Origin of the sequence: Paenibacillus terrae (assembly GCF_005217525.1) — a bacterium.
Lineage (GTDB): Bacteria > Bacillota > Bacilli > Paenibacillales > Paenibacillaceae > Paenibacillus > Paenibacillus terrae_C.
In genome coordinates this window covers 298,987-324,609 of record NZ_PNXQ01000012.1, presented here as the reverse complement: position 1 = coordinate 324,609, position 25,623 = coordinate 298,987, and the positions used below count along the sequence as shown (strand labels likewise).

Genomic DNA, 25,623 nt, shown 5'->3' with positions numbered 1-25,623 from the left:
TCGGTATGCCTTCTGGACTAACCTTTCTTATGCAACAGGGCCGCTTGCTGGCGGACCTTGCGCCAATCCTCGGCAGTTACCGAGGAAGGACTGTAGCGCGCTTGTTCAAACAGCTCCAGCAGCAGATGCAGAATTGGAGCGCGTTCCGGTGATTCAACTGACCATCTGCCGACCGATTCCCTCAGCGTCTCGTGGCTAGTACGGGCAAACCCCTTACTGCGCATGTACCGTAGCCAGCGCTCGGTTTCGACGATCACCTTTTCGTCCGGGGTCAACGGCTTTCCTTTACGCAGACGCAGCAGATAAAAATGAATATCTGCCCGATTACGCCATACGATATAAGCGCCCCACAGTACGATAACAGCCACTGCCGACACTATAATTACCGGATGAATCCTCGTCCCTTCCTCTGGATTGGCCTGCGGCGTCTGTGCAGACTGTTCCGACTCAGGCTGATCCTTCACTTCCGGAGTATCAGGCGTCTTCGAATCCTCCTGTTCCGTAAGCAACGGCATATCAAAGCCTGGTGTAGCTTCTACAGGAACCCATCCGTATTCACCCAGATACACTTCGGCCCAGGAATGTGCATCCGCATTGGTAACGGAGTAGGATGACATATTTTCATTATCATCGCCCGTCGTTGCATCATCCGAAAACGTCTGCTGACCTGGTGCATATCCTTTGACCCAACGCGCCGGAACACCGACGGAACGAGCCATCATAACCAGCGAAGTGGAATAATAATCGCAATAGCCTTCCCTAATCTCGAACAGAAAGGCATCCACAAAATCCTTGCTTTTTTTGCGGGAAAGATCCGGGTTGTTCGTATATGCATAATTTCGCTGTAAATATTGCTGTAGCAGTCCGACCTTTTCATAAGGCGTTTTGGCTGATGATGTTACATTTTGAGCCAAATCACGCACTCGCTTCGGCAGCTCATTAGGGATTTGCAAATAGGCTTCCTGCTTATTCTTTCCATACAGCTCATTAAACGTTTTTGTGCGAAGTTCTTTCTCCGGGATTACAGGCACATGTGACACCAGAGTATACGTTTTGGGATAAGTAGTTCTTCTGGAGGATGAACTCCATAGCAGTTCTGCCTGTTCCGGTTTCCAACGCAATCCGTCTGCCCGCGAGTCTCTGTCCACCGATTGAACACGATGTACCGAATAGGCACCGAACAAAACGGGGTAGCTCTGATCATTTTGCATCGTAATGGTCTGAACGACCTGCTCAGTGGAATGCCGCGTTTCTTGTGTATTTTCCAGCTCTGCCGTCATTGGCACATCATTCAGCGTTTGGTCGTCATTGTCTGTATCACTCCAGCCCGTACCGGAATACGTTCGCTTCGTCTCGCCCCGCCAATAGCTTCGCTGGTTCGTCGTGATGGTCATTACGGGAGAGTAGTCAAAATTAAATCCCCCACCCAGTCGATTATCCTGCCGACTATAGCCCGATGCTGTACTCATCCGCTGATTCACAGCCCCGGCTCCATTGTTAATACCAACGGTAGATGAGCTATTTCGTTGGGTCCAAGCCGTATAAGGATCCGTTAAGGTCGGCTGTATCTCTGGCATATTCACGCCAGCCATAATAATCAAAGCAAAAATGACCGCAATATTCGCTGCAATTTTGTACGGGTAACGGCGAATGTGCTTCCACCCTTGAGGATAGTGCTGTCGAAAATACTGCAAATGCTCAGTCACCAGCCAACCCATACCCGCAAACACCATCCATGCGACTTCTTCCCATAGCATGGTTGGCGTGAACGAATCAAGCACTGCCAGCGCGGCAATATTAATGCCTACAAACACCAGAATGCGCTGCTTCGTCGTAACGATGAGTGGTAACATCTCAATGACTAGCCAAGCAATCAATGAAAACCAAATATACGGAGACATATTGGATATAAATTGATCCAGACGGTTTGCAAATCCCCCGAAAGGAATAATAATCGAGTAGGACACGAGCGTCCGGTACAAAATTAAAAATAACGTGGCCGCCTTGACGATAAATTCAATCCAAGGCCGAAGCGGCAGCAAAATTTTCACCAGAGCCAGCATCGTAACCGTCGCCAATACAAGCGTTCTCGTCTCTTCAAGCCACAGGACTGAAGCAAAGGACACCCATTGCATAACAATAATAATAATCCATAAAAATGTAAAAGCCGCCGCCCAGGAGCCCTTCAGCGATTGAAGCCAGTTCTTCATAGCGTCCCTCCCCCCATTACAGTTGGAAGCTCTTCAAGACTCGGAACATGATAACCCTGAATGCCTCTTGTACGAAGCATGCTCATCCATTCTTGGGCCTGTCCCTCACTTGATTCTTCTCCGATATAAATGTGGCACGGGGTCATCCCCCGTGTATCGGCCCAACGAAGAAGCTCCAACGCCTGATGATCCTTCAACGGACTAATCAGCACAAAATAGCAGCCTTGTGGAAATTGCCGAACACTGCTTTCTACAGCCGTCATAAGACTGCCTTGGGAAGTGGTGTGTATGTCTACCAAATGATGCATCATCCGTTGCCGTTCCATCATCTGCTCACTGGGCTGAAAAACAGTGCCTGTCTCCCCTGCCGTACAAAGACCTACCCCCATCCGCTCCCTTCCACCATATTCCAGCAATGAAGCGATTGAGGATACGGCCAGTTCAAACTGATTGGCATTTACATAATGCTTTGTGTGTATGTCCAGTACTAGCATCGTTTTCGGAACCGTCTCATGCTCAAATTCCTTAGATTTCCAGCTGCCTGTACGTGCGGTCGCATTCCAATGGATACGTGAAAAACGGTCCCCGTATACATAGTCCCGCACTCCGTTAATTTGCGTCGTTTCGCGCCGTGTTCGAGTCTGGACGGTCTGTGGGCCGGACATACGCGAGCGGCGGTCATTTAACTGCCAATAGGGAATGAATACCGTGCGGGGCAGTACCCGAAATTCACCAGGTGCGCTTAATCTGCCTTTATGCTCCAACAGACCGAAGATATCCTCACTCACACACTCGGTTTCCGCAAAATAATAGCTTCCCCGCTCTAACGCAGGAGTCTGAAAGGCAAGCTGTCCGCTTCCTTTCATGCTGGGGATTACGCTGTCCTCAAACGACCAGGATTCGCCTGTATGACGCTTGAGCACCTCGCGAACGATGATATACGGTAACGGCAGAAAGCCGGGAAGGCTCAAGCTCAGCTTTACATGCACCTGATCTCCGGCATGCAGTAGCTCCCCAAACTCTGAGCCTTGCGAAAGCTGCCTTGAACCCTGAACGCGGCGTACCCCGCTCAGCCCGACGATCCATAAATAAATGCCCAGCAGCGTAACCATGGACAACAGCATAACTGACGTCTTGCCACCCTGAAACAACAGATATAGCAGACATACCACCCATATAGCCATCAGAAGCCAGATGCGGCCTGACAGCCGAAGGAGCCTGCGCTTCCTTTTAACCATCTTCATTCCTTATGGACGCTCCATTCGCACGGGTACGTTCACCTGCCGAAGGACAGCCTGAAGGACAGACTGGGCGTTGGAGCTGTCGAGACGCACCTCGGGACGAAGCAGCAAACGATGCGCCAGCACATAAGGCGCCAATATTTTCACATCATCAGGAAGCACGTAATCACGATTTTCCAGAAAAGCGTACGCCTTGGTGGCCATTACAAATGCAAGCGCTGCCCGCGGGCTGGCTCCCAGCAGTACCGAAGGATGCTCTCTCGTCGCACGGACGATATCAAGTAAATAGGACGTAACTGCTTCGTCCATATAAATTTCTCTGATTTCCTGCTGGATCGCAGCAATCTGTTCCATATGGGCTACCGCCTCTAGCCGATCTGCCGGCTGACCCTCCTGATGACGAAGCAGCATGTTTCGCTCAGTCTCCATATCGGGATAACCGAGACTGATTTTGAGCATAAAACGATCGAGCTGCGCTTCCGGCAGCATATAAGTCCCTTCAAAATCAATCGGATTTTGCGTAGCACACAGCATAAAAGGATGAGGCAGCATGTGCGTTTCTCCATCCACGGTTACACTGCGCTCCTCCATCACTTCCAGCAAAGCCGATTGGGTTTTCGTCGTGGCCCGGTTAATTTCATCTGCCAGTAAAATATGGGTCATCACGGGACCCGGACGGAAATAAAAGCGCTCATCCCGTGGATGAAATATGGAAACCCCTGTAATATCACTAGGGAGAATATCAGGATTACATTGAACACGGCGGTAATCACCGCGCATGGATTTGGCAAGAGCCTTGATCATTTGCGTTTTTCCCGTACCCGGAACGTCCTCGATCAGAATGTGCCCACCCGCCAGCATAGTCGTTAGCAGTAATTTTATTTCAAAGGATTTACCTAATATGCATGATTCCAGATTAGAACGGATTGCAGATACAATCTGCACAGATTTTTGACGCACGGGCATAGCCTGTAAACCTCCTAGATAGCAACATGTTTCCTATTATTGTACATGAAGGAGGGCATAGAGTACACTTGAGTCCTTTTCCAGATGTTCGAGCCAGCGCTACAGTTTGGCAGCATTTTGTATGCAGACATATAAAAAAGCCCTTCGGTCATTCAGATCCGAAGGGCTGATTTTTTATGCTTGTTCAAAGGTATGTTTTAATCTATAATTTGTTGCTTTTATGTGGTTATCCTTTTGGACGCACGACCAAGGCCGCCAAAAAGGAGAAAATAATCGCCGAGGAAATCCCTGCACTTGTCACACTAAAAATCCCTGTAATGACACCTAGCCATCCATCCTTTTCCAGCTCAGTCAATGCGCCGTGTACTAGTGAATTACCAAAACTTGTAATCGGAATGGTCGCACCCGCTCCTGCAAATTTAATTAGCGGATCATATATGCCCACAGCATCCGCAATCGCACCTGCCACCACCAACGTGCTCATCGTATGTGCCGGGGTCATTTTAATGACATCCATCATCAACTGGCCCACGACACAAATGGCACCGCCGACTAAAAAAGCCCATAGATATATCATATTGTTCCTCCCGCTTCGAAAGCTACAGCATGTGCAATGCAGGGAATACTTTCCCCCTGCTGTGCGGACAAAGGAGATAACAATGCTCCGGTCGCCACGACCAGTACCTTCTGAAGTTCTCCCTTTTCGATCCGCTTCAACAGATGTCCATAAGTTACAACAGCCGAGCATCCGCAACCACTGCCCCCTGCAATGACTTGCTTTTGCTTGTTCAGATCGTAAATCAGTAAACCACAATCATTAAATTCGGTCTGACTCATATCAATGCCTTGCTTTTTTAGCAACTCCTTGGTAATCGGCAACCCTACCGAGGCCAAGTCCCCCGTTACAATGAGGTCATAATAGCCAGGGTCCCGACCCGTATCTCGAAAATGAGATAACAAGGTGTCCGCCGCCGCTGGAGCCATCGCCCCTCCCATGTTAAAAGGGTCTTTAATACCCATATCCATTACACGCCCAATGGTAGCGCAATCCACCACCGTACCTGACTTGGCATGTCCCACAACTACGGCGCCGGAGCCTGTGACGGTATACTGAGCCGTTGGCGGCTTCTGTGATCCATATTCCGTAGGATATCGGAACTGCCTTTCCACCGTACAGTTATGGCTTGTCGTACCCGCCATTACATAGTCGCCCGCCTCTGAATCCACAATAAGCGCGGCTAAGGCCAGACTTTCCATCGACGTAGAGCAGGCTCCGAAAACACCCAAATAAGGAATCGCGAGCTTGCGCGCTGAAAAGGAGCTACTGATAATTTGATTCATCAGATCACCACTGATAAAAAACTGTACTTCCTCTTTGTTCAAATTGGCATTGATTAACGCCAGCTCTGTAGAGTGCTCGAACAATCTGCGTTCCGCTTTTTCCCATGTTTTTTCGTTAATTTCTAGATTGTCATAAATATAGTCAAAATCCGTGGACAACGGCCCCTCTCCTTCATCCGGGCCAACAACGGTTGCACTTCCCACGATGCGCGGCCTGGATTCAAACTTCCAGGTTTGTCCTCCCTGTCTTCTCATAGATGGTTGCCTCCCACTCCAAGAATGGCGTAGATGACACCCACAACGAATGCGGCAACAACCCCGAATACGATAACCGACCCTGCCAGCTTGAACATATTCGCGCCTACACCGAGCACCAGCCCCTCAGAACGATGCTCCAGTGCAGCCGAACACATCGAGTTGGCAAAGCCTGTAATCGGTACAGCGGTTCCCGCTCCCGCCCATTGGGCAAACTTGTCGTACACCCCGAAGCAGGTCAATATGACCGCCAGCAGGATCATCATGGATGAGGTCGGCGGTGCCGCCTCCTTGGCCGAAATGTGCATCCCTGCCATGAAGGCTTCCTGAATTGCCTGACCAATCACACAGATGCCGCCTCCAACCAGAAAAGCCCGCACACAGTTGGCAAAAACTTTTCTGGATGGTTCGTGCTTTTTGGAAATACTTTGATAGTCCTTCTCATTTATGGACAGCGGCGGCGTATTGGTACGAAAACCGCTTTGCCCTGATTTAGCTGGCATCATTCACCACCCCTTGTTCGTAAGTACCGCACTTTGCGGTTCGGATTCATGTGTCCTTATCATTATTAGCTTTATGGGGAATTGTTATGTCAGGAAAATGATATCGTGGACATTCCGTACAAATCCATTCATACTGGATGGATGACGACCACTGGTTAATTAATAAGGAGTGAGGTACATCATGGAATCAAAAACATTAGAACTGTTTAAAAACTTAACGGAGTTTCCTTCCATTCCCGGACACGAGCGAGAGCTGCGGGCATGGGTTAAAGAACGGATATCCGGTTATACGGACGAAATCGTGCAAGATCGTTTGGGTAGCCTTTTCGGCGTGCTGCGCGGGGAAGAGAACGGGCCACGTATAATGGTAGCAGGCCATCTGGATGAAGTCGGATTTATCGTTAATGGCATTACGGAAAATGGCATGATTCGTTTTCAGCCGGTTGGAGGCTGGTGGAGTCAGGCCATCATGTCACAGCGTCTTCAGGTGCTGACTCCAAATGGTCCGGTGATCGGTGTCGTTGGCTCAGTCTCGCCCCATTTGCTGGATGAATCACAACGCAGCAAGCCTATGGACATCAAGCATATGTATCTGGATATCGGCGTGGACAGCCGTCAGGAGGCGCAAGATCTGGGCATCGTGCCGGGAACAGCCATTGCGCCGATTTGTGATTTTACTCCTCTGGCAAATCCGAAAAAAATCATGGCTAAAGCGTGGGATAACCGCTATGGTGTAGGCTTGGCTATTGAGCTGCTTGAAGCGTTACATAAGGAAAAGGACAAGCTGCCTAATACGCTGTATGCTGGGGCTACCGTTCAGGAGGAAGTAGGACTGCGCGGCGCTCGCACGGCAGCCAACCTGATTCAGCCGGACGTTTTCTTTGCACTGGATTGCAGTGCGGCCAACGATATGGGCGGTGATCCGAACGCTTATGGACATTTGGGTAAAGGCGCGCTGCTGCGGGTTTTTGATCCGGGTATGATTACCCATCGCGGGATTGTGGAATACGTGCAGGATATGGCGGAAACGCACAAGATCAAGTATCAGTATTTCATCTCCACAGGTGGAACCGATGCAGGTCAGGTCCATTTAAGCGGAACTGGAGTGCCATCCACCGTCATTGGCATTTGCGGACGATACATCCACACTTCCTCGTCCATTATTCACACTGACGATTACGATGCAGCCAAAGAGCTGATCATCAAGCTGGTGCAAAACTTGGATCGCACGACGCTAAATACGATAATTGAACGAGCTTAAGGTTTCTCAGAAAATTACAATCTATTAAAAACAGTCAAAACAGGTTATACATGTTTTGACTGTTTTTTTGATTTATTAGAGTTACAACATAGAACGCTTCATATCAAATGCTTATAACGAAGCAAGGCAATGATAACAAGTATAGCCGTCAAGGCAATGCAGATATTCTCTACCTGCTTCCCTTTGCGCGTTCCGGTACTCATCAGCCTAAATCGCAGCTTCCATTTGAACGGTGGCAAAGGTTTAATCCCGTTATTCGTCAAGGAATCTGCCAACAAATGCAGCAGATACGCCAAACCGCCAGCCAGCCATATGCTGTCACCGTGCAGACGAGTTGTACCATACAGCAACGCAGCCCATGCGACTGTTCCGTACACCGTATGTGTCAATCCCCGGTGCGGGACAAGCGTACAGATAATCAGCAGGCATCCGGCAATGTAATTCCACGGCGCATATGCTTCCCCATACCAGGCCAAGCCAATCCCAAGCAAAAAAATAATAACCTTTCGCATGGATCGTGAAGGCATAAAGGAAGCGCTGATCATCAGCAAAGCCAGAACAAGATTCCACGGCGGCGGAGCCAGACGGGTGAAAAATACCCAGCCCGCAGCCCCAATCATCAGGAGCTGTACGAGTCTGAGCATTTTGGTAGGCAACGCACGACTCACGAGCATGGAGTTAGGCTCGTCAATATCCGGCAGCAGTGAACCGACTACAGCGGCAGCCACGGCAGCCGGAGTCACTTCGTATCCGTTCAAGGCTAATACCGACAGGGAGGCCCCGGTTCCAATAATCAAATGGGCTCTTCCCATCATGGTGCATAACATCCTTTCGTTGCAGCATACAACAGAGTTCGACATCACTCTATTTGAATCAGCATGATTCGATTGTATACGACAAACAAAAAGAGAACAATAGTTCGCTTATTCTATTTAGAGGATATCGGTCAAAAGTCCTGGTCAAAAATTCGCCTTAGAGTATTTTTTGGAACAAAGCGATAACTTCCTCTTTGGTTGGCTGAAACGGATTACCGGGCGCACAGGCATCCTTCATCGCATTGTCGGCTAACAGATTCAGGTCCGGGTCCGTTACTCCCAGCTCAGACAAGCGTTTCGGGATTCCGACCTCCTGTGCCAGCCCACGGATGGCATCCACGACAAATTCAGCACACTCCTCGTCAGTTCTTCCTCTGACCGAGAATCCAATCGCTTGAGCGATAGGTCTGAATTTACGAGGAACATGCTTCGCATTGGCCTCCTGTACATAGGGCAGCAGCATCGCATTACACACCCCATGCGGAAGATCATACACACCTCCAAGCTGATGAGCCATCGCATGCACATATCCCAACCCCGCATTGTTGAAGGCCAGCCCTCCCAGAAAAACAGCATACACAAGCTTTTCCCGAGCCTCAATATTTTGACCGTTCTCCACAGCATCAGGCAAATAACGGAATATCAGTTCGACAGCAGCCAGGGCAGTGGCATCGGTGACTGGATAAGCTCCCGGGGTAACCAGCGCCTCAATCGCATGAGTAAGCGCATCCATACCTGTCGCAGCAGTTAATTCGGCTGGCTTACCCACCATTAATTCGGGGTCATTTACAGAGATCGAAGCCAGGCTGTTTTTATCAACCATGACCATTTTGACCTTACGCTTCTCATCCGTAATGACATAGTTAATGGTGACCTCGCTGGAGGTGCCCGCCGTTGTATTCACTGCCACAATAGGAACGGACGGTCGTTTGGATTTGTGAACGCCTTCATATTCTGAAATATGTCCTCCATTGGTGACAATGATGCCAATGGCTTTGGCCGCATCCTGAGGCGACCCACCACCTACCGAGACGAGAACATCACATCCGTTATCCTGAAACACCTTGACTCCTTCGTGAACATTGTTACAGGTAGGGTTAGGTTGCACACCATCATACACAATATATGGAACTCCATGCTGCTCCAAAACAGCAATAACCCGGTCGGTGATCCCATTTCGACGCAGCCATTTATCCGTCACGATAAGCGCTTTCATAAATCCTCTCTCTTGCAACATCGGTCCCAGATCTCTAAGACATCCAATCCCCATCAAGTTCACTGGCGGTACATAAAAGATATTCCTCCCCATTCATAAACCCCTCCTCTGTGTTAATCGTTCTCCAGTCATCTCTGCTATCTATTATCATGCATCTTCCTGATTCTACCATCAGATTGAGCAGACATCTGCGAAAAAAAGCACAGTTCTGCAATTCCCATAAAAACACGCAATAAGGCCTAGAAGCATGTTGACAAACTTATGCATTATTTTCTTTTTGCCTCAAAAGCCTATTGTACTATTTGAAATATTATGTAATATAGTGTTTATATTTACTATATGAATCTATTAAATGAACAAGGAGGAAATAATTATGCAAAAAAGCTCTGCGATTCGCAAGTTCAAAACGGTTGGTCTTGCATCATTGCTAAGTCTTGTTTTGTTCGCTCTCCCCGCTTCTGCTGCTTGGAATGATACATACACAGGTTATGCTACCTATACCGGATCTGGCTACTCAGGAGGAGCATTGCTGCTTGATCCAATCCCTTCCGATGCAAAAATTACGGCTCTTAACCGCACACAACTGAATTATAGCGGAATCAAAGCCGCAATGGCAGGAGCATATCTGGAAGTCCAAGGCCCGAAAGGGAAAACAACCGTCTATGTAACCGATCTTTATCCTGAAGGTCCAAGTGGTGCGCTCGACCTGTCTCCGAATGCCTTTAACCAAATTGGCAACCCAATTGATGGAAAAATCAATATCTCATGGAAAGTCGTCAAAGCCCCAGTTACTGGAAACGTCTCCTACCGTATTAAAGAAGGCAGCAGCCGGTGGTGGGCAGCTATTCAGGTACGCAATCATAAATATCCTGTCTTAAAACTGGAAGTCCAACAGAATGGACAGTGGACCAATCTCGAAAAACAGGACTACAACCACTTTCTGGGTACTAACTTAGGGAACCAGCCTCTTAAAATCCGGATTACAGACATTCGCGGTGTGGTGCTGAACGATACCCTCCCGGCTCTAGCAGAAAATGGAACGGGCGATGCCTATATTGTTAAAGGTAATGTGCAATTCCCTGACTGATTGCAGATATCTTCTCACATTTTGAGTCCTGTCAGGCACAAATGGGCGCTTCCTACCTATGTGCTGTCCAATTCGTGACAGGCTTTATGTAATCCCCAGGCTGGGAACCGACGCAAGCGATTTTGCGTATCGGGTTCCTGGCCTTTTTACGAAAAAGTCATTATTTTTCATAAAAAATTAGTTTGTTCACTGTCCTGTTCACAGAAAGGCACGTATAATGAATACATATTAGGGTGTATTTTGGCTATATGCACATAGACAGGAGACCTGCCCACATGAGCAATTTCAAAAAGCATCACAAGCTTCACAGCAAATTGATGATCAGTATCACGTTATGTATTACGCTGACGTTGCTGGTATCTACCACAGTGTATTATTTTTATTATATTCGGGTGGAGAAGGAGCAAGCATTCGAAGCCAATCACAGCAGCCTGACACTGAGAAGCAGAGAGGTCATTAACATGACATCTATCGCCCAATCGTTGGCCTTCCAAATGTACCGCAGCAGCACCCTGTCCAAGTTGTTGTATTATCCCAAACCCAATGTATATGATGTAACCGCTGCCATGTCTGAGCTGAACAATTATCTCAATTCTATGCCGTACATTGAATCCATCTATGTGTATAATCCGAAAAGCGACACCTTCTATATTGCATCCTCACGGGGGCAAAACGGGTTATATAGCAAAAGTGAACTGGCTGACACGGATATTATACGCGTGCTGGATCATTATCAGGATTATAAGCCATTTACACCTATCCCACGCACCTATCCGCTGCTGTCTGCGTCAGACTCCGCGGCCGGAGCAGATCAAGACAGTACAGAAATTGCCGCCTATACGTATTTATGCTACGACGCAATCAACTCGAACGAAGCGATGAATTCGGCTGTGATCGTCAATGTATCTGCAACTTGGATGAACAAGGAAATGGCGACGAATAAGGCATCAGGCGGAACAGCTTATATTTTGGACGATCAAGGCAGACTTTTATCCGGCGCGACACTGGCAGACGAAGCATTGAACGAAAAAGAACAGCTGTGGCTGCACACCCGAGTCAAAAAACAGGAAACAGGATATTTTGTAGAAGATTTTCACAGTAAAAGATCACTCATTTCCTATACCTCCCAAGACGGATTGGGTTGGCAGTATATTAGTGTCACCCCGTATGAAAGCGTTGTCAAAATGGCGAGTGTTATCCGTAATGCCATGCTTCTGATTGCCGCCATCATTGCATTAGCAGGGTTCGTGGCTTCCTGGCTGCTGTCCAGAATGCTGTATACCCCCATTGGACAGATCGTTGTCCATATGAATTCATTAGAATCAGAGAAACGAAACAGCATGTATACGATCCGGCAAAACATTTTACAGAATATTATTCGGGGGGTTCAATTGCTTCCTGCCGGCGAGGAGCCGGAGCGGTTGCGTGAGCTTGGAATCACATTCCAGTTCGACAAAGACTATCGGCTGGTGCTGCTGCGTATAGATGAATATGCCCGGTGGCAAAGCGAACGCGGTCCGGACCTGCTGCCCTATAAGTTTGCCATGATGAATATTGCTTCTGAAATATGCGGGCAGACGTACCAGGTGGAAGCCGTGGATATCGACGAAGACAGCGTCCTGTTGCTGCTCAACATTCTTGATCCTGCGGAGCATACGGATACCGTACTGCTGAAAACCTTATTGCGCCAGATACGTGAAGCTTGCTTTGAATACTTGAAGTTAAGTGTATCTCTGACCTATAGTGCCATCGCAAGCCAGCCGGAACGGCTGCATCTGTTGTACCGTCAGGTTCAGGAAGCGTCCATGCACCGATTTTTTCAAGGGCACGGCTGTATTATTGATGCGCAGAACACAATGGACTCAAATACTCAAAATGCCTACGTTTATCCGTCGGATAAGGAGAAAAAATTGCTCGACACGCTGCTATCTGGTCATACGGAGGAAGCTCATGGCATGTTCAAGGACTTGCTGATGCACATGGAAAAATATTCATTTTCCGTCGTACAGGCGGCTATATCCCGGCTGATGATGAGTGTGAATCATGCCATTCAGCATATGAGTGAGCGTAATGGATTTGCTGCCGGATCTATCCCTGAATTGCCATCCGCAGATCAGTTGGAGACGGCCCCGGAGCTTATCGAACAATATCAATTGGTCTTTGATCATGTCCGCTCCAACCTATCGGAAAAACGAAACACGAAACAAGAGCGGCTAGTACGGCAAATTAATGAGCGAATAGAGCAAGCCTATGCTGATCCTGATTTTTGCCTCAACCAGATCGCTGAAGAGCTGGATATGTCACCGATCTATGTCAGCAGGCTATACAAGCAACAAACCATGTCTACCATTGTAGATGTCATTCAACAGCTACGCATTCGCAAAGCCTGCGAGCTGCTGGAGCAAACCGACTGGTCGGTAGCTGACGTGGCAGAACAAACCGGATTTGCGAGCAGCTCTTATTTTCACCGCATGTTCAAGCGTAGCATGGGCGTGACGCCTACAGATTTTCGTCGTTCCAAAGCGAACGCGCAATAAGCAGGGCTATAGTCAGATGTCTTATGCGATTGCTCCGAGAACGGAACGTTGATGCCACAAAAAATAGACTGACACTAAAAAAGCAAGCCTCCAACTTCCTGGAGACCTGCTTTTATTTTTATCCCAACTGTTAAAATCTCTTTGCCTTGCTCAATTACTTAATACCTTTCTCCTTCACGTAGGTTTCCCATTGCTTGGTATATTCCGTCTGGATTTTCTCCAGGCCAGCCTGATTTGCTTTTTGCAAGAAGGTCTGCAAGCCTTGATCCACATTATCAATCAGTCCAGCTTGGAGCGGATAAAGATATTGCTTCTCAACCTGCTCCAAAGCCGCCTTTTCAGCCTGATAGGTTGTATAATCCTCGGCAAAGCCAGTGAACAGGTCAGGCTTCTGAATTTTATCCAGATCAGCAAAAATCTGCTTCACACGGTCAAAGCTTGAATCAAACAGCATGTATTCCGGGTTACGCCAAGCCCAACCGTTCATGCCTTCCCGTGGAAAACCGTTCGTGCTGGACGTACCTACCATTTGATAGTACCCGTCTTTGACTTCATAGTTTTTGCCTTCAATCCCGTATTGTGTGAGCAGATTATAACGTTTGTCCGTCACAAGCTTTTCATAAAAGGCCAGTGCCCGCGCAGGGTTAGGACTACTTTTTGGAATCGCAAAGCCGTTATGAATCGGATGCACTGGAGTCGCATAACCCGTCGTCAGCGGGAAAGGATAGTAATCCAGCTTCCAATCAGGGTGAGCAGATTTGATCTTAATGACCATATCATTAAACCGGTTTGGATTGTCACCAAAAATACTCGCTGCTTTACCCGAAGTCACCTGATCCTGTAGCGTATCCTTTACATTCAGTACATTTTTAGGGATGAATCCTTTATCGGCCCAGCGTTTGTAAGTGTTCAGCTCTTCTTTTTGCTCATCTGACCCCCAATACTTGTAAACCTCTGTCGGCTTCTCATATTTAATGCCGATGCCATAAGGCAAAGCCCCTACACTCTTGGTTACCAATTCGGAATAGCGATCATGCAGGTTTCCTTTAATATCACTATTCAGCGAGATCGGTTTCATATTAGGCTCATGCTGACGGATACCTTCCATGTAAGCCTCGTAGCTCTTTATATCCGTAGGTTTAGGCAGATTATATTTCTCACGCAAATCCTCACGCCACACAAAACCGTTGGTCACATATTCTTTAAACGTGCTAGGAACGGTATAAATTTTGCCCCCGATTTTAACGCTATCCCACATACTTTGAGGCACAAATTTTTGCAGGGCAGGCGCAGCCTTCGGCAGCAGATCGTCAAGCGGCAGGAACGCGCCTTTCTTGGCGTAGGCCTGATACTGCGTCCAATCTGCAGTGAAGATCAGGTCAATCGGCTGGCCTGAAGAGAGCAGCAGCTTATACTTCTGATCCCAATCCGTCCACGTCGTGTAGTTGAATTTGACGGTGGCATTCAGATCTTTTTCCGCCAATTTATTAATCTCTGCTTCAATGGCGGGCATATCCTTCGGAGCATCACCCAGCATATAAAATTGTAGCTGTACCTTCTGGGATTTGTCATCCGTTCCATCTGCTTTTTGTGCACTGCTTCCGCCACCGCCTCCACACCCGGCTAATAGCCCCATGATGACCATAACTGCAATCAGGATGGACATGCGTTGCTTTCTTTTCTTTGTAAATGTCATGTGAATCCTCCTTTTGAAGTGGTTGCTGGTTTAAAGCCATCTATCTTTTAAAAGCCTGGAGAGTGGACGAAAATCATTCGCTTGTACTCAGCCGCGCCTTTAAAATTTGTAGGAAACAAACATTACTACCTTTAAATAAAACGCTTACAAAAAATGCTTTCAGAATGGCACAACGTCAGCACGCCATGCCATCTTAGCTGATGATCGTCTGCTTTAGCCTTTAACAGCACCAATGGTCAAGCCCTTGACGAAATAACGCTGAATGAACGGGTACAGCAGTAAAATCGGCCCGGTGACCACGATCGCCATTGCCATTTTGGTCGATTCGGTCGGCATATCGTTGGAGAGCGAAACGCCAGTACCTGCCCCCATTTGCGCGATAAATTGCATCGAGTTGATTACATTATACAGATAATATTGCAGCTGGTATTTATGTGGATCATTAATAAAGAGTGAGGACGAGAACCAGTCATTCCAGTATGCCAAGGCCAGAAACAAGCCTACGGTGGCAATGCCCGGGGTAGACAAAGGCAGCACAATCCGATAGTAGATTTTAAAATCACCCGCACCGTCAATTTTAGCAGACTCAAACAGCTCTTCCGGCATGGACGAACGAATGAAGTTTTTCATCAAAATGATCAGAAAAGGAGTCATCAGCCCCGGGAAAATAAGCACCGTATACGTATCGAGCAGTCCTAAATACTTCGTCAGCATAATGTACCAGGGTACCAAGCCGCCCCCGAACAACGTTGTAAAGTAAATATAGAACGAAAACGCGTTCCGGTATTTAAAATCTTTACGCGCCAGCACATATCCCGCCATCGTCATTAGGAACAGGCCCAACGTCGTACCTACTACAGTTGTAAAAATGGTCACCCCGTACGCTCTCAGCACCTCCTCAGGAAAGGTGAACACCGTCCGGTATCCTTCCAGCGAAAATTCCTGTGGAATAAAATGATATCCATCTCTGATAATCGACTCGTTACTGGTCAATGATGCCGAAATAATAAGTAGAAATGGTAGCAAACAAGCAATAGAAGCAATAATGATTATCGCATAAGAGAGAATTTGAAAAATTCGGGTGTATACATCCTCTTTGATCGCCATCCGTTTGGGTCCTCCTTTCTAGAACAGAGAATATTCGTCGTTCAGCTTGCGGATAATATAGTTCACAGTCATGATCAGTATAAAGCCGAACAAAGACTGGTACACGCCTGCCGCCGAAGCCATACCGACATCAAAGGTTACTTTCAGTGAACGGTACACATACGTGTCCAAAATATCCGTCGTATTGTACAGCACCCCATTGTTGCCGATTAATTGATAGAAGAGATCGAACTGTCCCTTCATAATACTGCCGAGCGCGAACAGCAGTAGCACGACGAACGTCGATTTGAGCATTGGCACGGTAATGTACCAGATCCGTTGAAAAATGTTGGCCCCGTCCATTTTCGCCGCCTCATAATACTCGTCGCTAATGCCTGTAATGGCCGCCAGATAAATCACCATACTGTAGCCGAGGTTTTTCCACAGGTAGAACAGGATAATCAGGAAAATCCATACCCACGGTTGGTTGTATACATCCACACGTTCACTGCCGATTTGCACTAGCAGCGTATTCAGAAAGCCGTTATCATAATTAAATATGTTATACACGATAACGCTTAGAATAACGAAAGAAACAAAATAAGGCAGGAACATCACAGATTGAGCGATCTTTTTAAAATAACGCCCCCGCAGCTCATTCAGCAAAATCGCGAGAACAATCGCTAACACATTGCCAAATAAAATAAATGCTGCGTTGTATCCGACCGTATTCAGGGTCAGCTTGGTCAACGTGCCGGATTGCCATAGAAATTGAAAATTCTGTAGTCCGACAAACTTGGCATCGAACAAGCTGGTATTGAAGTCAAACTGGGTAAATGCATAATAGATCCCCACCATAGGAATGTATGAGTTAATGAAGAAAAAGATCAAGGTCGGCAGCAGCATTAAAAATAATATCCGATTACGGATCAATTCATGGAAAAATCCGTTTTTCCTGCCGCTCGCCAGCCTCCTCCCGTTCAGGCGGGAATCTGTCGTGAGCATAGCGGAACTCTTAGGCACAGGCTGATTCAATGTGAGTCACTCCCCCTCTGTATGCGTTACCAACAGCATGTTTTGCAGTCCGCCGTCGTATGACCTTATTTTATGTAAGCGCATTCAAAATGAAAAGTGAAGCCTTGCGTACTTCATGAACAAAGGAGTGTCCTAAGGAGTGAACAATTCGGATATTTGTGAAGTATTGTGTGATATAAGGCGCCTGATAGGCGCCCAAGCCCCGCTTACAAAGCATAATTAAACGTTTGGGGTTGCCCTTCACTATCATGTAGCTCGAAGCACAGTTCACCGTCATTTTTGTTCTGACCGATAAACTTGATGCCATCTTCCCTGAATCCTGTCAGTTGCTCAGGAGCTAATTGAAGCAACTCATACACCAAAAACGACTGATGAGTTTTAAGATTAAATAACATTAAAAAGCCCTCATCATTCGATCTGGCAAGAATAAATTCCTCGCCCATGCCTTCCACCGCAAAACTGTCCTTCAAACGGCCAGAAAGCTTCCCCATATTCCATGTTTCTTTTACAGAGCCATTAGCGTCAATCAGACGAACGGTCTGTCCATCGTTCATGACTGCTTTACCATTATAAAGCTTGATATTTGTTGGACTGAGCGCGCGGATACGGCCGCCATCCTCTTTACGGTACAATACTCCGCTGCTTGCATCCAGCAAATAGCCTTTACTTCCCCCCGATTCCCCAACCAACTGAGGATAGCTTATGCTAGCCATTCGTTCGTTTTTCTTCCATTCCAGCTTGCCTCCGACCACATCACTGATAAATGCCAAAGGGACATACAGCGTTCCGCGAATGTTACTGGCTGAAACGGTGTAAATAACCTTCTTGTTATGTACAAAGCTTATAAATGAATGGCTCTCCTTTGGGAAATGACATTATATTTCCGTTAAAATAAACACGGATACTTGCAGTCTCCTGTTCTTGCTTCACGGGTGTAGCAACCCCGGTCCGTTCCATTCTTCCTAAAAATTCGCTGGACAGGTGTTAAAATCCTCTAAAAAAGGACCCTGCTACCTGCGCAGAGTCCTTACTTGTACCATACCTATTTTCAAGCTTGCTGTACTACTCTCGCTCTGCGATTCACCAAATAAATGCTAAGCCCGATTAATACCAGACCGATCAGCAAGAAAGCCGTAATCGCTTCGCGCAGCAGCAAGGAGCTGACAAACACCGAGATAACAGGTACCAAAAACGTATAAGACGCGACTTTGCTCGCATCCCCCGAGTTAACCAGTGTGAAATACAGCAGCCAAGACAGTGAAATACCCAACACGATGCCGAATACCAGCCCTGACACATAAGGAAAATTCCATACGATGTCTGACCAGCTTTCCGTCACTGTTCCGGCTCCCGTCAACACGATGCCTCCCAGCGTACATTGAAATGCGACCAGCCACAGCGAATCCACGCGCTGGTTTACCTTTTTCACGTAGACGGTGCCCAATGCCCAACTCACGGCTGTAATAATAGCGATAACTACACCTGCCACAGCCACATGCCCCGAAAATCCTCCGACACTTACAGCCGCCACACCCAGAAATCCGATGACCAATCCAGTCACCTTAAGCCCGGACATCGCTTCACCCAGCCACATCCATGCAAAAATGCCGACCAAAACTGGCTGGAGATATACCAGAACAGAAAACAGGCCGGATGGTACGTACATCAGCCCTACCGTTTGCAGACCATAAAACAGTACCACGTTAAAAACACTCGAAATTGCATAGACCCGCCAGTTCTCTTTCCAACGGATACGTTTCCATCTCGGCAGTAAAATCACTCCTAACAGCAGACCTCCCAGCAACGTGCGCAACCCTGCAAACAAAAGTGGAGGCGTAAACTGCAACGCTACTTTATAAATGGGCCAAGATATGCCCCACAATACAACCAACAGCGCGATCATCATGATCCGCTTGGCTGTCGTTAACTCTCCCATACTGCTTTCGCTCCTCTATAAAAAAAATGACTAAACCTTATATTTTACACCTATAGGACAACTTTATCAAACAAAAAATATGCATGGGAAAGCACAACTCCAGACAGAGGAATCCTGTCATTTGCCTATGTTACAATATACCAAACCAAAAAGAAAAATAGAGATTAAAGGATAGGAGGTTGTCTGCACTTGATTTATATCATCAAATTTTTATACAGCTTCGTGCTGCCTCCCGGTTTGTTTATCCTCGTGATGGCAGGGCTTGTAATCTGGCTGTGGAAGCGTGCGCGTAAACCTGCTGTCATTCTACTCGTTGTCACACTGCTGCTGTATGGTTCCTCTACCAATTGGGCCGGAGATTTGCTAATCAGCAGTCTGGAAAAGCAGTATCCGCAGCCTCGTACCGTTCAAGGCGATGTCATCGTCGTGCTTGGCGGCGGAGCTACAGAGGGAACACCCGACATCAACGGACAGGGCAATCTGCTTGGGTCAGCGGCCAATCGCCTGCTCACTGCGGCACGGTTACATGAAGCAACGGGCTTACCTATTCTGTTTTCCGGTGGACAGGTATTTGGCGACAGTGGCAACGAAGCGAATATTGCCCAAAGACAGCTTCTGGGACTCGGTATTCCCGCAAAAGATATTCTGATCGAAAACCGTTCCCTGAACACGCAGCAAAATGCCGTGTATACGTCCCAAATTTTGAAGCAGCATCAGCTCACCAAACCCATTTTGGTGACCTCTGCCTTCCATATGCCACGTGCGGCGGTGGAATTTCAGCGTGCAGGCATGCAGGCTGTACCTTATCCGACGGACTATCTGGCAAGTGAACATCCTTCACTATATGCCGCCAAGCTCTCCCCGTCTGCCGGAGCCATGGCTACTACTGGAACTGCCCTCAAGGAATATCTGGGGCTCCTTGCTTTGAAGCTTAAATAATGTGACGTATATCTAGCGTGTAGACCTTCATCACAAACAAGCACCTTGGCAGCTCGCAGATGTAAACCTGTAAGCTGCCAAGGCGCTTGATTTTACCATGAGTCTTGCTTTCATGAGTATCGTAAGAGTTCAAAGTCCGTATTTTATCCCGACTCGCATGCCTTCCAGCCCACTACATATCCCCGTGCAAGAAAATTTCCGACAATTGTTCCTCCGAAATCACCTTAAAGCCTTCCTTTTTCAACAAAGCCGAGGTTACGCCGTTACCTGCTATTTTCCGGTTTTCAAATGACCCGTTATAGATGGCGGCTGATCCGCAAGACGGACTGTTTTCTTTTAAAATAATGAGCGTAGCGTTAATCTCTTTAGCTATGTTCAAAGCTTCGTATGCACCTTTAATGTACATCTCACTGACATCGTTGCCCGAGGACTCAACCACCTTGGCTGTACCGTTCAGTACATCTTCCCCCGTCCCGCCCACAATTTCAGCAGGCGGTCTCGGCGTCATAAAGCCTCCCAACAGCTCAGGACAGATGGTCACAACCTTCTTTTCCTCAACCAACTTCTGAATATGTACGTCCAAGCTATCCGTCCCGTTATACCGGACCTTCATCCCTGCCAAACACGAACTTACCAAAATCATCTGCTTCCACCTCATATCATTGCTTTTCACAACTTAAGTGAATCAATGTCATAATACCCTCAGTAGCTTTAATAAAGAGTACATATAGATCAAAATGGTTTGATTTGTCTATATGCAGTATACATTTCGTTGGCTTAATCATTTATGAACTGGATTCAAGTAGTTTAAGTATAATCATATTTTCTCATATAGTCATCGTACGAAAAATAAAACTTCCTTCTTCCATATCAATAATGTCGCTTCTTCTACCGTATGACATAAAAAATGAAGAAAGCGAGGCCGTCCCGTAAATAGGGATAACCTCACTCGATTTAAGATTGCCAAAACTGTTCTTTCTGTACCAACATAATGAACGTCTAATTTCTAGACCTCACTAATTCACTATAAATTTAACCCGCGTTCCATCCGGATAATCTTCCACTTGATGACTTACCCATGATCCTGCGCCACGATTATCACGAGGGCTTATATAACGAATGTCTGCCCCTGCTCCTCCCTCTGCACACATCGCCATCGGCCACTCGTCACGGTCATATCCTTTTTTGGTCGGATATCCCTTTAAGGACTCTCTGCGATTTTCCTCGGCCCCGTCTCGGTCAATCGTACAAACCGAAGAATGCCCGGTTGCAATTGCATCCTTAATATGCGCCCCGGTTTCCGGATAGCGAGAGGTTGGGAAGTTCAAGGTATACTCTGCTGCTGCCCTCTGCGTGTTCACTACAGGTTCTGCATAAGCACTTTGCATGGATAAAATGGCAGCCAGCAAAAAAACAATAAGCCCTCTTATCATTGCACACCTCCATATTCTGTTATTTGTCTATAGAATACGATTTGAAATGTAGAGGTGTGTTAAATAAATTACAGCCCTAAATTGTTGCAAAACAGTTTTCGGAGTACAGGCACGGATGGGCACCTGCCCACATACAATAAACAGATCACAAGCCCGGTAAGTACCGTAGGCCGGCAAGTTCGCAACTACCTCAGGAGGTGTCACCCGTGCCCGGACTATTTAGCGCTATCGCTCTGTTCATCAAGGAATTGACGCTACTCGTCTCTTATGTGAAAAACAACGCCTTTCCGCAGCCATTGACTGAGAAAGAGGAAGCCCGACACCTAAAGCTGTTTGCCGAAGGCAATGCGCAATCCCGCAACACACTAATTGAGCATAATCTGCGGCTGGTGGCTCATATTGTGAAAAAATTTGATAACACCGGTGAAGATTTGGAGGACCTCATATCCATCGGCACCATCGGACTGATCAAAGCCATTGAAAGCTTTCAGACCGGGAAAGGCACCAAATTAGCAACGTTTGCGGCCCGGTGTATTGAAAACGAAATTTTAATGCATCTTCGCTCACTGAAAAAAACACGCAAAGACGTATCTCTCCATGATCCTATTGGGACAGACAAAGAGGGCAACGAAATTACTTTAATTGATATCCTCGGCACCGAGGCGGACGATATTGTGGATAAGGTACAGCTCAAAATAGAGAAGAGTAAAATCTATCGCAACCTGGATATTTTGGATGAGCGTGAAAAAGAAGTGGTTATTGGTCGATTTGGCCTGGAAGCCGGAGGAGAAGAACGTACACAGCGGGAAATTGCCAGAGAGTTGGGGATTTCTCGTTCGTATGTATCCCGCATTGAGAAGCGTGCGTTAATGAAGCTGTACCATGAATTTTACAAGCAGAAGGGGTAATGGGCTCCGCTTCAATAATAACTATTTTGCTATGTATTTTCATTTTAAACGCCAATAAAAGCCTGTAGTGGTTTTCTACACTACAGGCTAAAAATGCTTGATATTATTGGGTATTTTTACTTCGTCAGGACAAGCTCCTCCACTAGTTGGCTCTCTGAAATTGAATTTATTTTCCTACATACTCATCTAAAAAGCGATCTACTCTTTTGAAATATTCAGTGGGGTAATGGTTGATGGCATCGATGTGCTCCGTATTTTGCGGGTACCATACTTCTGCTTTTGGGTTATCTTTTAAGGACTCGTAAATAATTTCTGTATTTTTATAACTAATTTGCTGATCTCCAGTACCATGAATGAGCATAACTGGCTTGTCTTGCATCTTTTTTACCGCATCCATAGGAGATATGGAATCAAGATCAACCTTAAAGGCCCAATTTGCCATCCATGTCGATGTATAACTGAATGGAAACGCTGGTAAACCTGAAAAGAAGGGCAAACCCTCTCTCAGAAATAGACCAGCATTACGAAAAGGACTATCCGCAATTACGGCTTTGATGTCATCACTTTCACTTGCGGCTAGCAAAGAAGTAGCAGCACCCATTGAAAAGCCGATAACTCCAATGTTATCACCCGTATGTTCTCTGGATTTTAAATAGCTTACAGCTCCTAGCAAATCGTATTTTTCATTGAGGCCCAGTGTAATCAAATCACCATCGGATTTACCTTGCGAGCTGAGGTCAAATGCCAATACATTGTAGCCCTTCGGAACGAAATGCTCTACTAACTTTGGGGTCCGCCCTTTGACTAAACGATTGCTCGTATATCCATGGACGACAATAATCGTCTTATTACTTGCTTTACCAGAAAGACCACTTGCAGGGAAGAAGGAACCTCTAATCGTATTATCATTTTTCAAACTCTTGAACTCGACCTCTTCGTAAGGAGTTTTATTGATATTCAATTCGTAGCTAACATTAGTGTCTCTAGGATGGTGCAACAAGGTGTCTACTACTTTATAAGATATAAAAAATACAAGAGCCATCACAAGCAAAAGCACGATCCCTAGGCTCCATAAAATTTTCTTCCGTTTTTTCACACGAACGTTAAATGTCAGATCAGGTTGTAATGATGTTTGACACATTCAGACTCCTCCAGTTTTTCTTTAGGTTGTATGGGTGCGAACAAATAAAAGGCATGCCCCTTCAGATTTTCCCACTCGGGATGATGAATAATACTTTCTCCAAGAGTTAAGCCGACTCCATTAAAGAAAGAGATATAGGCACGAGAGATCATTGCTGGAGAAAAGCTTTTGTTGAATTCTCCCATTAACTGTCCCTTGGCATAGACGCATTCGATCGCATCTGTCATTACCTTTGTACTTTCAAGGACCTTCTGTGTAAGTTCAGGGAATCTTATTCGTTGTCCTAAGACAGATTGAACAAGCCGCAATTCATTTGTATATAAGTAGATATGTTTGAATTGTTCTGCCACCATGTTCTTAATCAATACGCCCGGCGTCCCCTCTTGTTGTAGACAAGCAAGCGATTTCGCCTGAATATCAGCAAGCGGCTCAAGGACAGCTGCGTAGTATAAAGCTTCTTTGCTAGGGAAATATTGAAAAATGGTTCCAGGAGCCACTCCCACACTCTGTGCAATGATAGCCGTTGTGGTATTCGAATAGCCACTTTCTGCGAACAGGACAACAGCTTCTTCTAGGATACGTTTACGCCGCTCCATTCTTTTTTCTTCATTGATGGGTCTTGCCAAATGTATTCCCCTCTCTTTAAGCTAAACTTTCATTAATTAATTAAATGATCAGTTATTTAATTAATAATATATCTTAAATTACGACTTATAGCAAGAGTGAATTTACTTACGAGCAGGATGAACCTCAACATATAAAAACAAGCCGGAGTGCTGCCCAACATGCGCCTCCGGCTTGTTTTTATCAGGTTATATTGGATGAGTACATGTTCCGCCTTCCTTAACGGTGAAGATTTGGAGGACCTCATATCCTTCGTTACCATCGGGGATTACGCGTTCGTATGTGTCTCGCATTGAAAAGCGTGCGTTTAAGCACAAATATATGAACTGCTTTAGGGTCCCAATAGGGGCCTTTTTCGTAATTATATCGCTTAAACTCTATCATAAAACCATGTAAACAATTGTTCCTTTTTAATGTTAGGAATACGCGGGGGTTGCTTATATTGTATGTGTCGTCATCAACAGCATTCTAGCAATAACTGTATATACAGCCTTGCGCTCATTTGCGAATTGAGGCAATCCAGTGCTTTATCTAACCCGGGTTTACTTCCGTCCATTTGAAGCTATGTAGACGACAATCTCTACCTGTTGATGAGTATTGGTGTGTTTTTTCTGTCAGTCGCAATATGTATTTTAGTATAAGGGAATACATTTATTGAGAGATTCATATGAATATACAATGATAATTTCAACAATGAATCCATTTCATAAATGATTAAGCCAACGAAATGTATACTACATATAGACAAAATAAACCATTTTGATCTATATGTACTCTTTATTAAAGCTACTGAGGGGTATTATGATATTGATTCCAATATTAAATAATTTAACTAATGGGGGAAATGCAACATGACAAAATTTAGTCAGAATCCAAACGATTATTCTTTTTCAATTGAGCCTGTCGTTATAGCAGAAGAAAATGTTTCAACTAATGGTGATTCCAAAAATACTTTTCCAAAAAATATTTTAGTTGATAATAATCTTTCTTGGGAAAGCAGCTTGAGCGGTAGAGGTGGAGAAATTGTATTCAAATTAGATGAAGGCAAAACGATTAATGATATCCTCTTGGCTCAGCCAACCTTTAAAGCTTTTATCCTAACGTTTTCTCTTCATGGTTCTAACGACGGAGAAAACTGGTTTAGATTAGGTGCAGTAGAAGCAGTGCCAACTACTGCAAAAACGACTTATCAATTTAGCAATGAGATTCCTTTTCAATATTATAAAATAACTGTACTTTCATCTGGCCTGAATAATACAACAACCTATTATGGTGTACGATATATTCAGTTAAGAACCGCTTCAATCAATGGCGTTCCAGCCTACAGAAATTCCAATTTAAATCCCGCTATTGCGGAATAAAAATCAATGTGAGCATACTGCATCAATTCCTA

Annotated in this window: 23 protein-coding genes; 6 read left to right on the top strand and 17 right to left on the bottom strand. The window is 46.1% G+C overall.

The features are described 5' to 3' along the window. Nucleotides 1-17: 17 nt before the first annotated feature. From C1I60_RS11510 to spoVAC, 6 genes are all read right to left on the bottom strand, one after another. The gene (locus C1I60_RS11510) at nucleotides 18-2,210 is read right to left on the bottom strand and encodes a transglutaminase TgpA family protein (RefSeq protein WP_137061835.1); all 2,193 of its coding nucleotides are present in this window, start codon (nucleotides 2,208-2,210) and stop codon (nucleotides 18-20) included. Then, nucleotides 2,207-3,454: a DUF58 domain-containing protein gene (locus C1I60_RS11505; protein ID WP_137061834.1), complete on the bottom strand. Its 1,248-nt coding sequence runs from the start codon at nucleotides 3,452-3,454 to the stop codon at nucleotides 2,207-2,209. Before C1I60_RS11505 ends, C1I60_RS11510 begins: the two co-directional genes overlap by 4 nt. Before the next feature lie 3 nt (nucleotides 3,455-3,457). Beyond that, nucleotides 3,458-4,417, bottom strand: a complete 960-nt coding sequence (locus C1I60_RS11500) for an AAA family ATPase (RefSeq protein ID WP_137061833.1) — start codon at nucleotides 4,415-4,417, stop codon at nucleotides 3,458-3,460. A 226-nt stretch (nucleotides 4,418-4,643) separates the two neighbouring features. After that, nucleotides 4,644-4,994 carry a stage V sporulation protein AE gene (gene spoVAE, locus C1I60_RS11495; RefSeq protein ID WP_014282555.1) on the bottom strand — a complete coding sequence of 117 codons (351 nt, stop codon included), beginning with the start codon at nucleotides 4,992-4,994 and terminating at the stop codon, nucleotides 4,644-4,646. Then, nucleotides 4,991-6,013 (bottom strand): stage V sporulation protein AD, encoded by a 1,023-nt coding sequence (spoVAD, locus tag C1I60_RS11490; RefSeq protein WP_137061832.1) that lies wholly within the window; start codon nucleotides 6,011-6,013, stop codon nucleotides 4,991-4,993. The genes spoVAE and spoVAD overlap by 4 nt, the downstream gene beginning before the upstream one ends. Next, nucleotides 6,010-6,516 carry a stage V sporulation protein AC gene (gene spoVAC, locus C1I60_RS11485; RefSeq protein ID WP_044645136.1) on the bottom strand — a complete coding sequence of 169 codons (507 nt, stop codon included), beginning with the start codon at nucleotides 6,514-6,516 and terminating at the stop codon, nucleotides 6,010-6,012. Before spoVAC ends, spoVAD begins: the two co-directional genes overlap by 4 nt. Before the next feature lie 181 nt (nucleotides 6,517-6,697). Between spoVAC and C1I60_RS11480 the strand changes: the two genes are divergently transcribed. Continuing rightward, a complete protein-coding gene (locus tag C1I60_RS11480; RefSeq protein WP_137061831.1) occupies nucleotides 6,698-7,777 on the top strand; it encodes a M42 family metallopeptidase in 1,080 nt (359 codons plus the stop codon). 98 nt (nucleotides 7,778-7,875) lie between these two features. On the opposite strand, the gene C1I60_RS11475 is transcribed toward C1I60_RS11480, so the two are convergent. Both C1I60_RS11475 and C1I60_RS11470 read right to left on the bottom strand, forming a co-directional pair. Continuing rightward, a complete protein-coding gene (locus tag C1I60_RS11475) occupies nucleotides 7,876-8,592 on the bottom strand; it encodes a metal-dependent hydrolase (RefSeq protein ID WP_137061830.1) in 717 nt (238 codons plus the stop codon). A 157-nt stretch (nucleotides 8,593-8,749) separates the two neighbouring features. Further along, nucleotides 8,750-9,901 (bottom strand): iron-containing alcohol dehydrogenase, encoded by a 1,152-nt coding sequence (locus tag C1I60_RS11470; protein ID WP_137061829.1) that lies wholly within the window; start codon nucleotides 9,899-9,901, stop codon nucleotides 8,750-8,752. Nucleotides 9,902-10,181: 280 nt separating this feature from the next. On the opposite strand from C1I60_RS11470, the gene exlX reads away from it, so the two are divergent. Together exlX and C1I60_RS11460 are read left to right on the top strand one after the other, a co-directional pair. Beyond that, entirely contained in the window at nucleotides 10,182-10,895 is a 714-nt protein-coding gene (exlX, locus tag C1I60_RS11465; RefSeq protein WP_137061828.1) for an expansin ExlX, read from the top strand. Between the two features lie 275 nt (nucleotides 10,896-11,170). Next, on the top strand, nucleotides 11,171-13,432 hold the full coding sequence (locus C1I60_RS11460; RefSeq protein WP_137061827.1) for an AraC family transcriptional regulator: 2,262 nt from the start codon (nucleotides 11,171-11,173) through the stop codon (nucleotides 13,430-13,432). Nucleotides 13,433-13,586: 154 nt separating this feature from the next. On the opposite strand, the gene C1I60_RS11455 is transcribed toward C1I60_RS11460, so the two are convergent. From C1I60_RS11455 to C1I60_RS11435, 5 genes are all read right to left on the bottom strand, one after another. Beyond that, nucleotides 13,587-15,128 carry an extracellular solute-binding protein gene (locus C1I60_RS11455; RefSeq protein ID WP_137061826.1) on the bottom strand — a complete coding sequence of 514 codons (1,542 nt, stop codon included), beginning with the start codon at nucleotides 15,126-15,128 and terminating at the stop codon, nucleotides 13,587-13,589. Between the two features lie 213 nt (nucleotides 15,129-15,341). Next, nucleotides 15,342-16,235, bottom strand: coding sequence for a carbohydrate ABC transporter permease (locus tag C1I60_RS11450; RefSeq protein ID WP_044645143.1), 894 nt, complete (start codon nucleotides 16,233-16,235; stop codon nucleotides 15,342-15,344). Nucleotides 16,236-16,253: 18 nt separating this feature from the next. Further along, the gene (locus C1I60_RS11445) at nucleotides 16,254-17,249 is read right to left on the bottom strand and encodes an ABC transporter permease (RefSeq protein WP_137061825.1); all 996 of its coding nucleotides are present in this window, start codon (nucleotides 17,247-17,249) and stop codon (nucleotides 16,254-16,256) included. A 206-nt stretch (nucleotides 17,250-17,455) separates the two neighbouring features. Further along, nucleotides 17,456-18,019 (bottom strand): hypothetical protein, encoded by a 564-nt coding sequence (locus tag C1I60_RS11440; RefSeq protein ID WP_252361681.1) that lies wholly within the window; start codon nucleotides 18,017-18,019, stop codon nucleotides 17,456-17,458. A 278-nt stretch (nucleotides 18,020-18,297) separates the two neighbouring features. Further along, on the bottom strand, nucleotides 18,298-19,185 hold the full coding sequence (locus tag C1I60_RS11435; protein ID WP_137061824.1) for a DMT family transporter: 888 nt from the start codon (nucleotides 19,183-19,185) through the stop codon (nucleotides 18,298-18,300). A 189-nt stretch (nucleotides 19,186-19,374) separates the two neighbouring features. Between C1I60_RS11435 and C1I60_RS11430 the strand changes: the two genes are divergently transcribed. Next, complete coding sequence (locus C1I60_RS11430; protein ID WP_137061823.1) at nucleotides 19,375-20,124, top strand: YdcF family protein; 750 nt, start codon at nucleotides 19,375-19,377, stop codon at nucleotides 20,122-20,124. Nucleotides 20,125-20,296: 172 nt separating this feature from the next. On the opposite strand, the gene C1I60_RS11425 is transcribed toward C1I60_RS11430, so the two are convergent. Beyond that, nucleotides 20,297-20,767 carry a 2-thiouracil desulfurase family protein gene (locus C1I60_RS11425; RefSeq protein ID WP_137061822.1) on the bottom strand — a complete coding sequence of 157 codons (471 nt, stop codon included), beginning with the start codon at nucleotides 20,765-20,767 and terminating at the stop codon, nucleotides 20,297-20,299. 373 nt (nucleotides 20,768-21,140) lie between these two features. After that, nucleotides 21,141-21,512: a NucA/NucB deoxyribonuclease domain-containing protein gene (locus tag C1I60_RS11420; RefSeq protein ID WP_252361708.1), complete on the bottom strand. Its 372-nt coding sequence runs from the start codon at nucleotides 21,510-21,512 to the stop codon at nucleotides 21,141-21,143. A 251-nt stretch (nucleotides 21,513-21,763) separates the two neighbouring features. Between C1I60_RS11420 and sigK the strand changes: the two genes are divergently transcribed. Further along, entirely contained in the window at nucleotides 21,764-22,465 is a 702-nt protein-coding gene (gene sigK, locus C1I60_RS11415; RefSeq protein WP_014282571.1) for an RNA polymerase sporulation sigma factor SigK, read from the top strand. Nucleotides 22,466-22,631: 166 nt separating this feature from the next. On the opposite strand, the gene C1I60_RS11410 is transcribed toward sigK, so the two are convergent. Continuing rightward, complete coding sequence (locus C1I60_RS11410; protein WP_137061820.1) at nucleotides 22,632-23,606, bottom strand: alpha/beta hydrolase; 975 nt, start codon at nucleotides 23,604-23,606, stop codon at nucleotides 22,632-22,634. Further along, nucleotides 23,576-24,232: a TetR/AcrR family transcriptional regulator gene (locus tag C1I60_RS11405; protein WP_137061819.1), complete on the bottom strand. Its 657-nt coding sequence runs from the start codon at nucleotides 24,230-24,232 to the stop codon at nucleotides 23,576-23,578. Before C1I60_RS11405 ends, C1I60_RS11410 begins: the two co-directional genes overlap by 31 nt. A gap of 849 nt (nucleotides 24,233-25,081) precedes the next feature. Here C1I60_RS11405 and C1I60_RS11400 point away from each other — a divergent pair. Further along, the gene (locus C1I60_RS11400) at nucleotides 25,082-25,591 is read left to right on the top strand and encodes a discoidin domain-containing protein (RefSeq protein WP_137061818.1); all 510 of its coding nucleotides are present in this window, start codon (nucleotides 25,082-25,084) and stop codon (nucleotides 25,589-25,591) included. The last annotated feature ends 32 nt before the right edge of the window (nucleotides 25,592-25,623 follow it).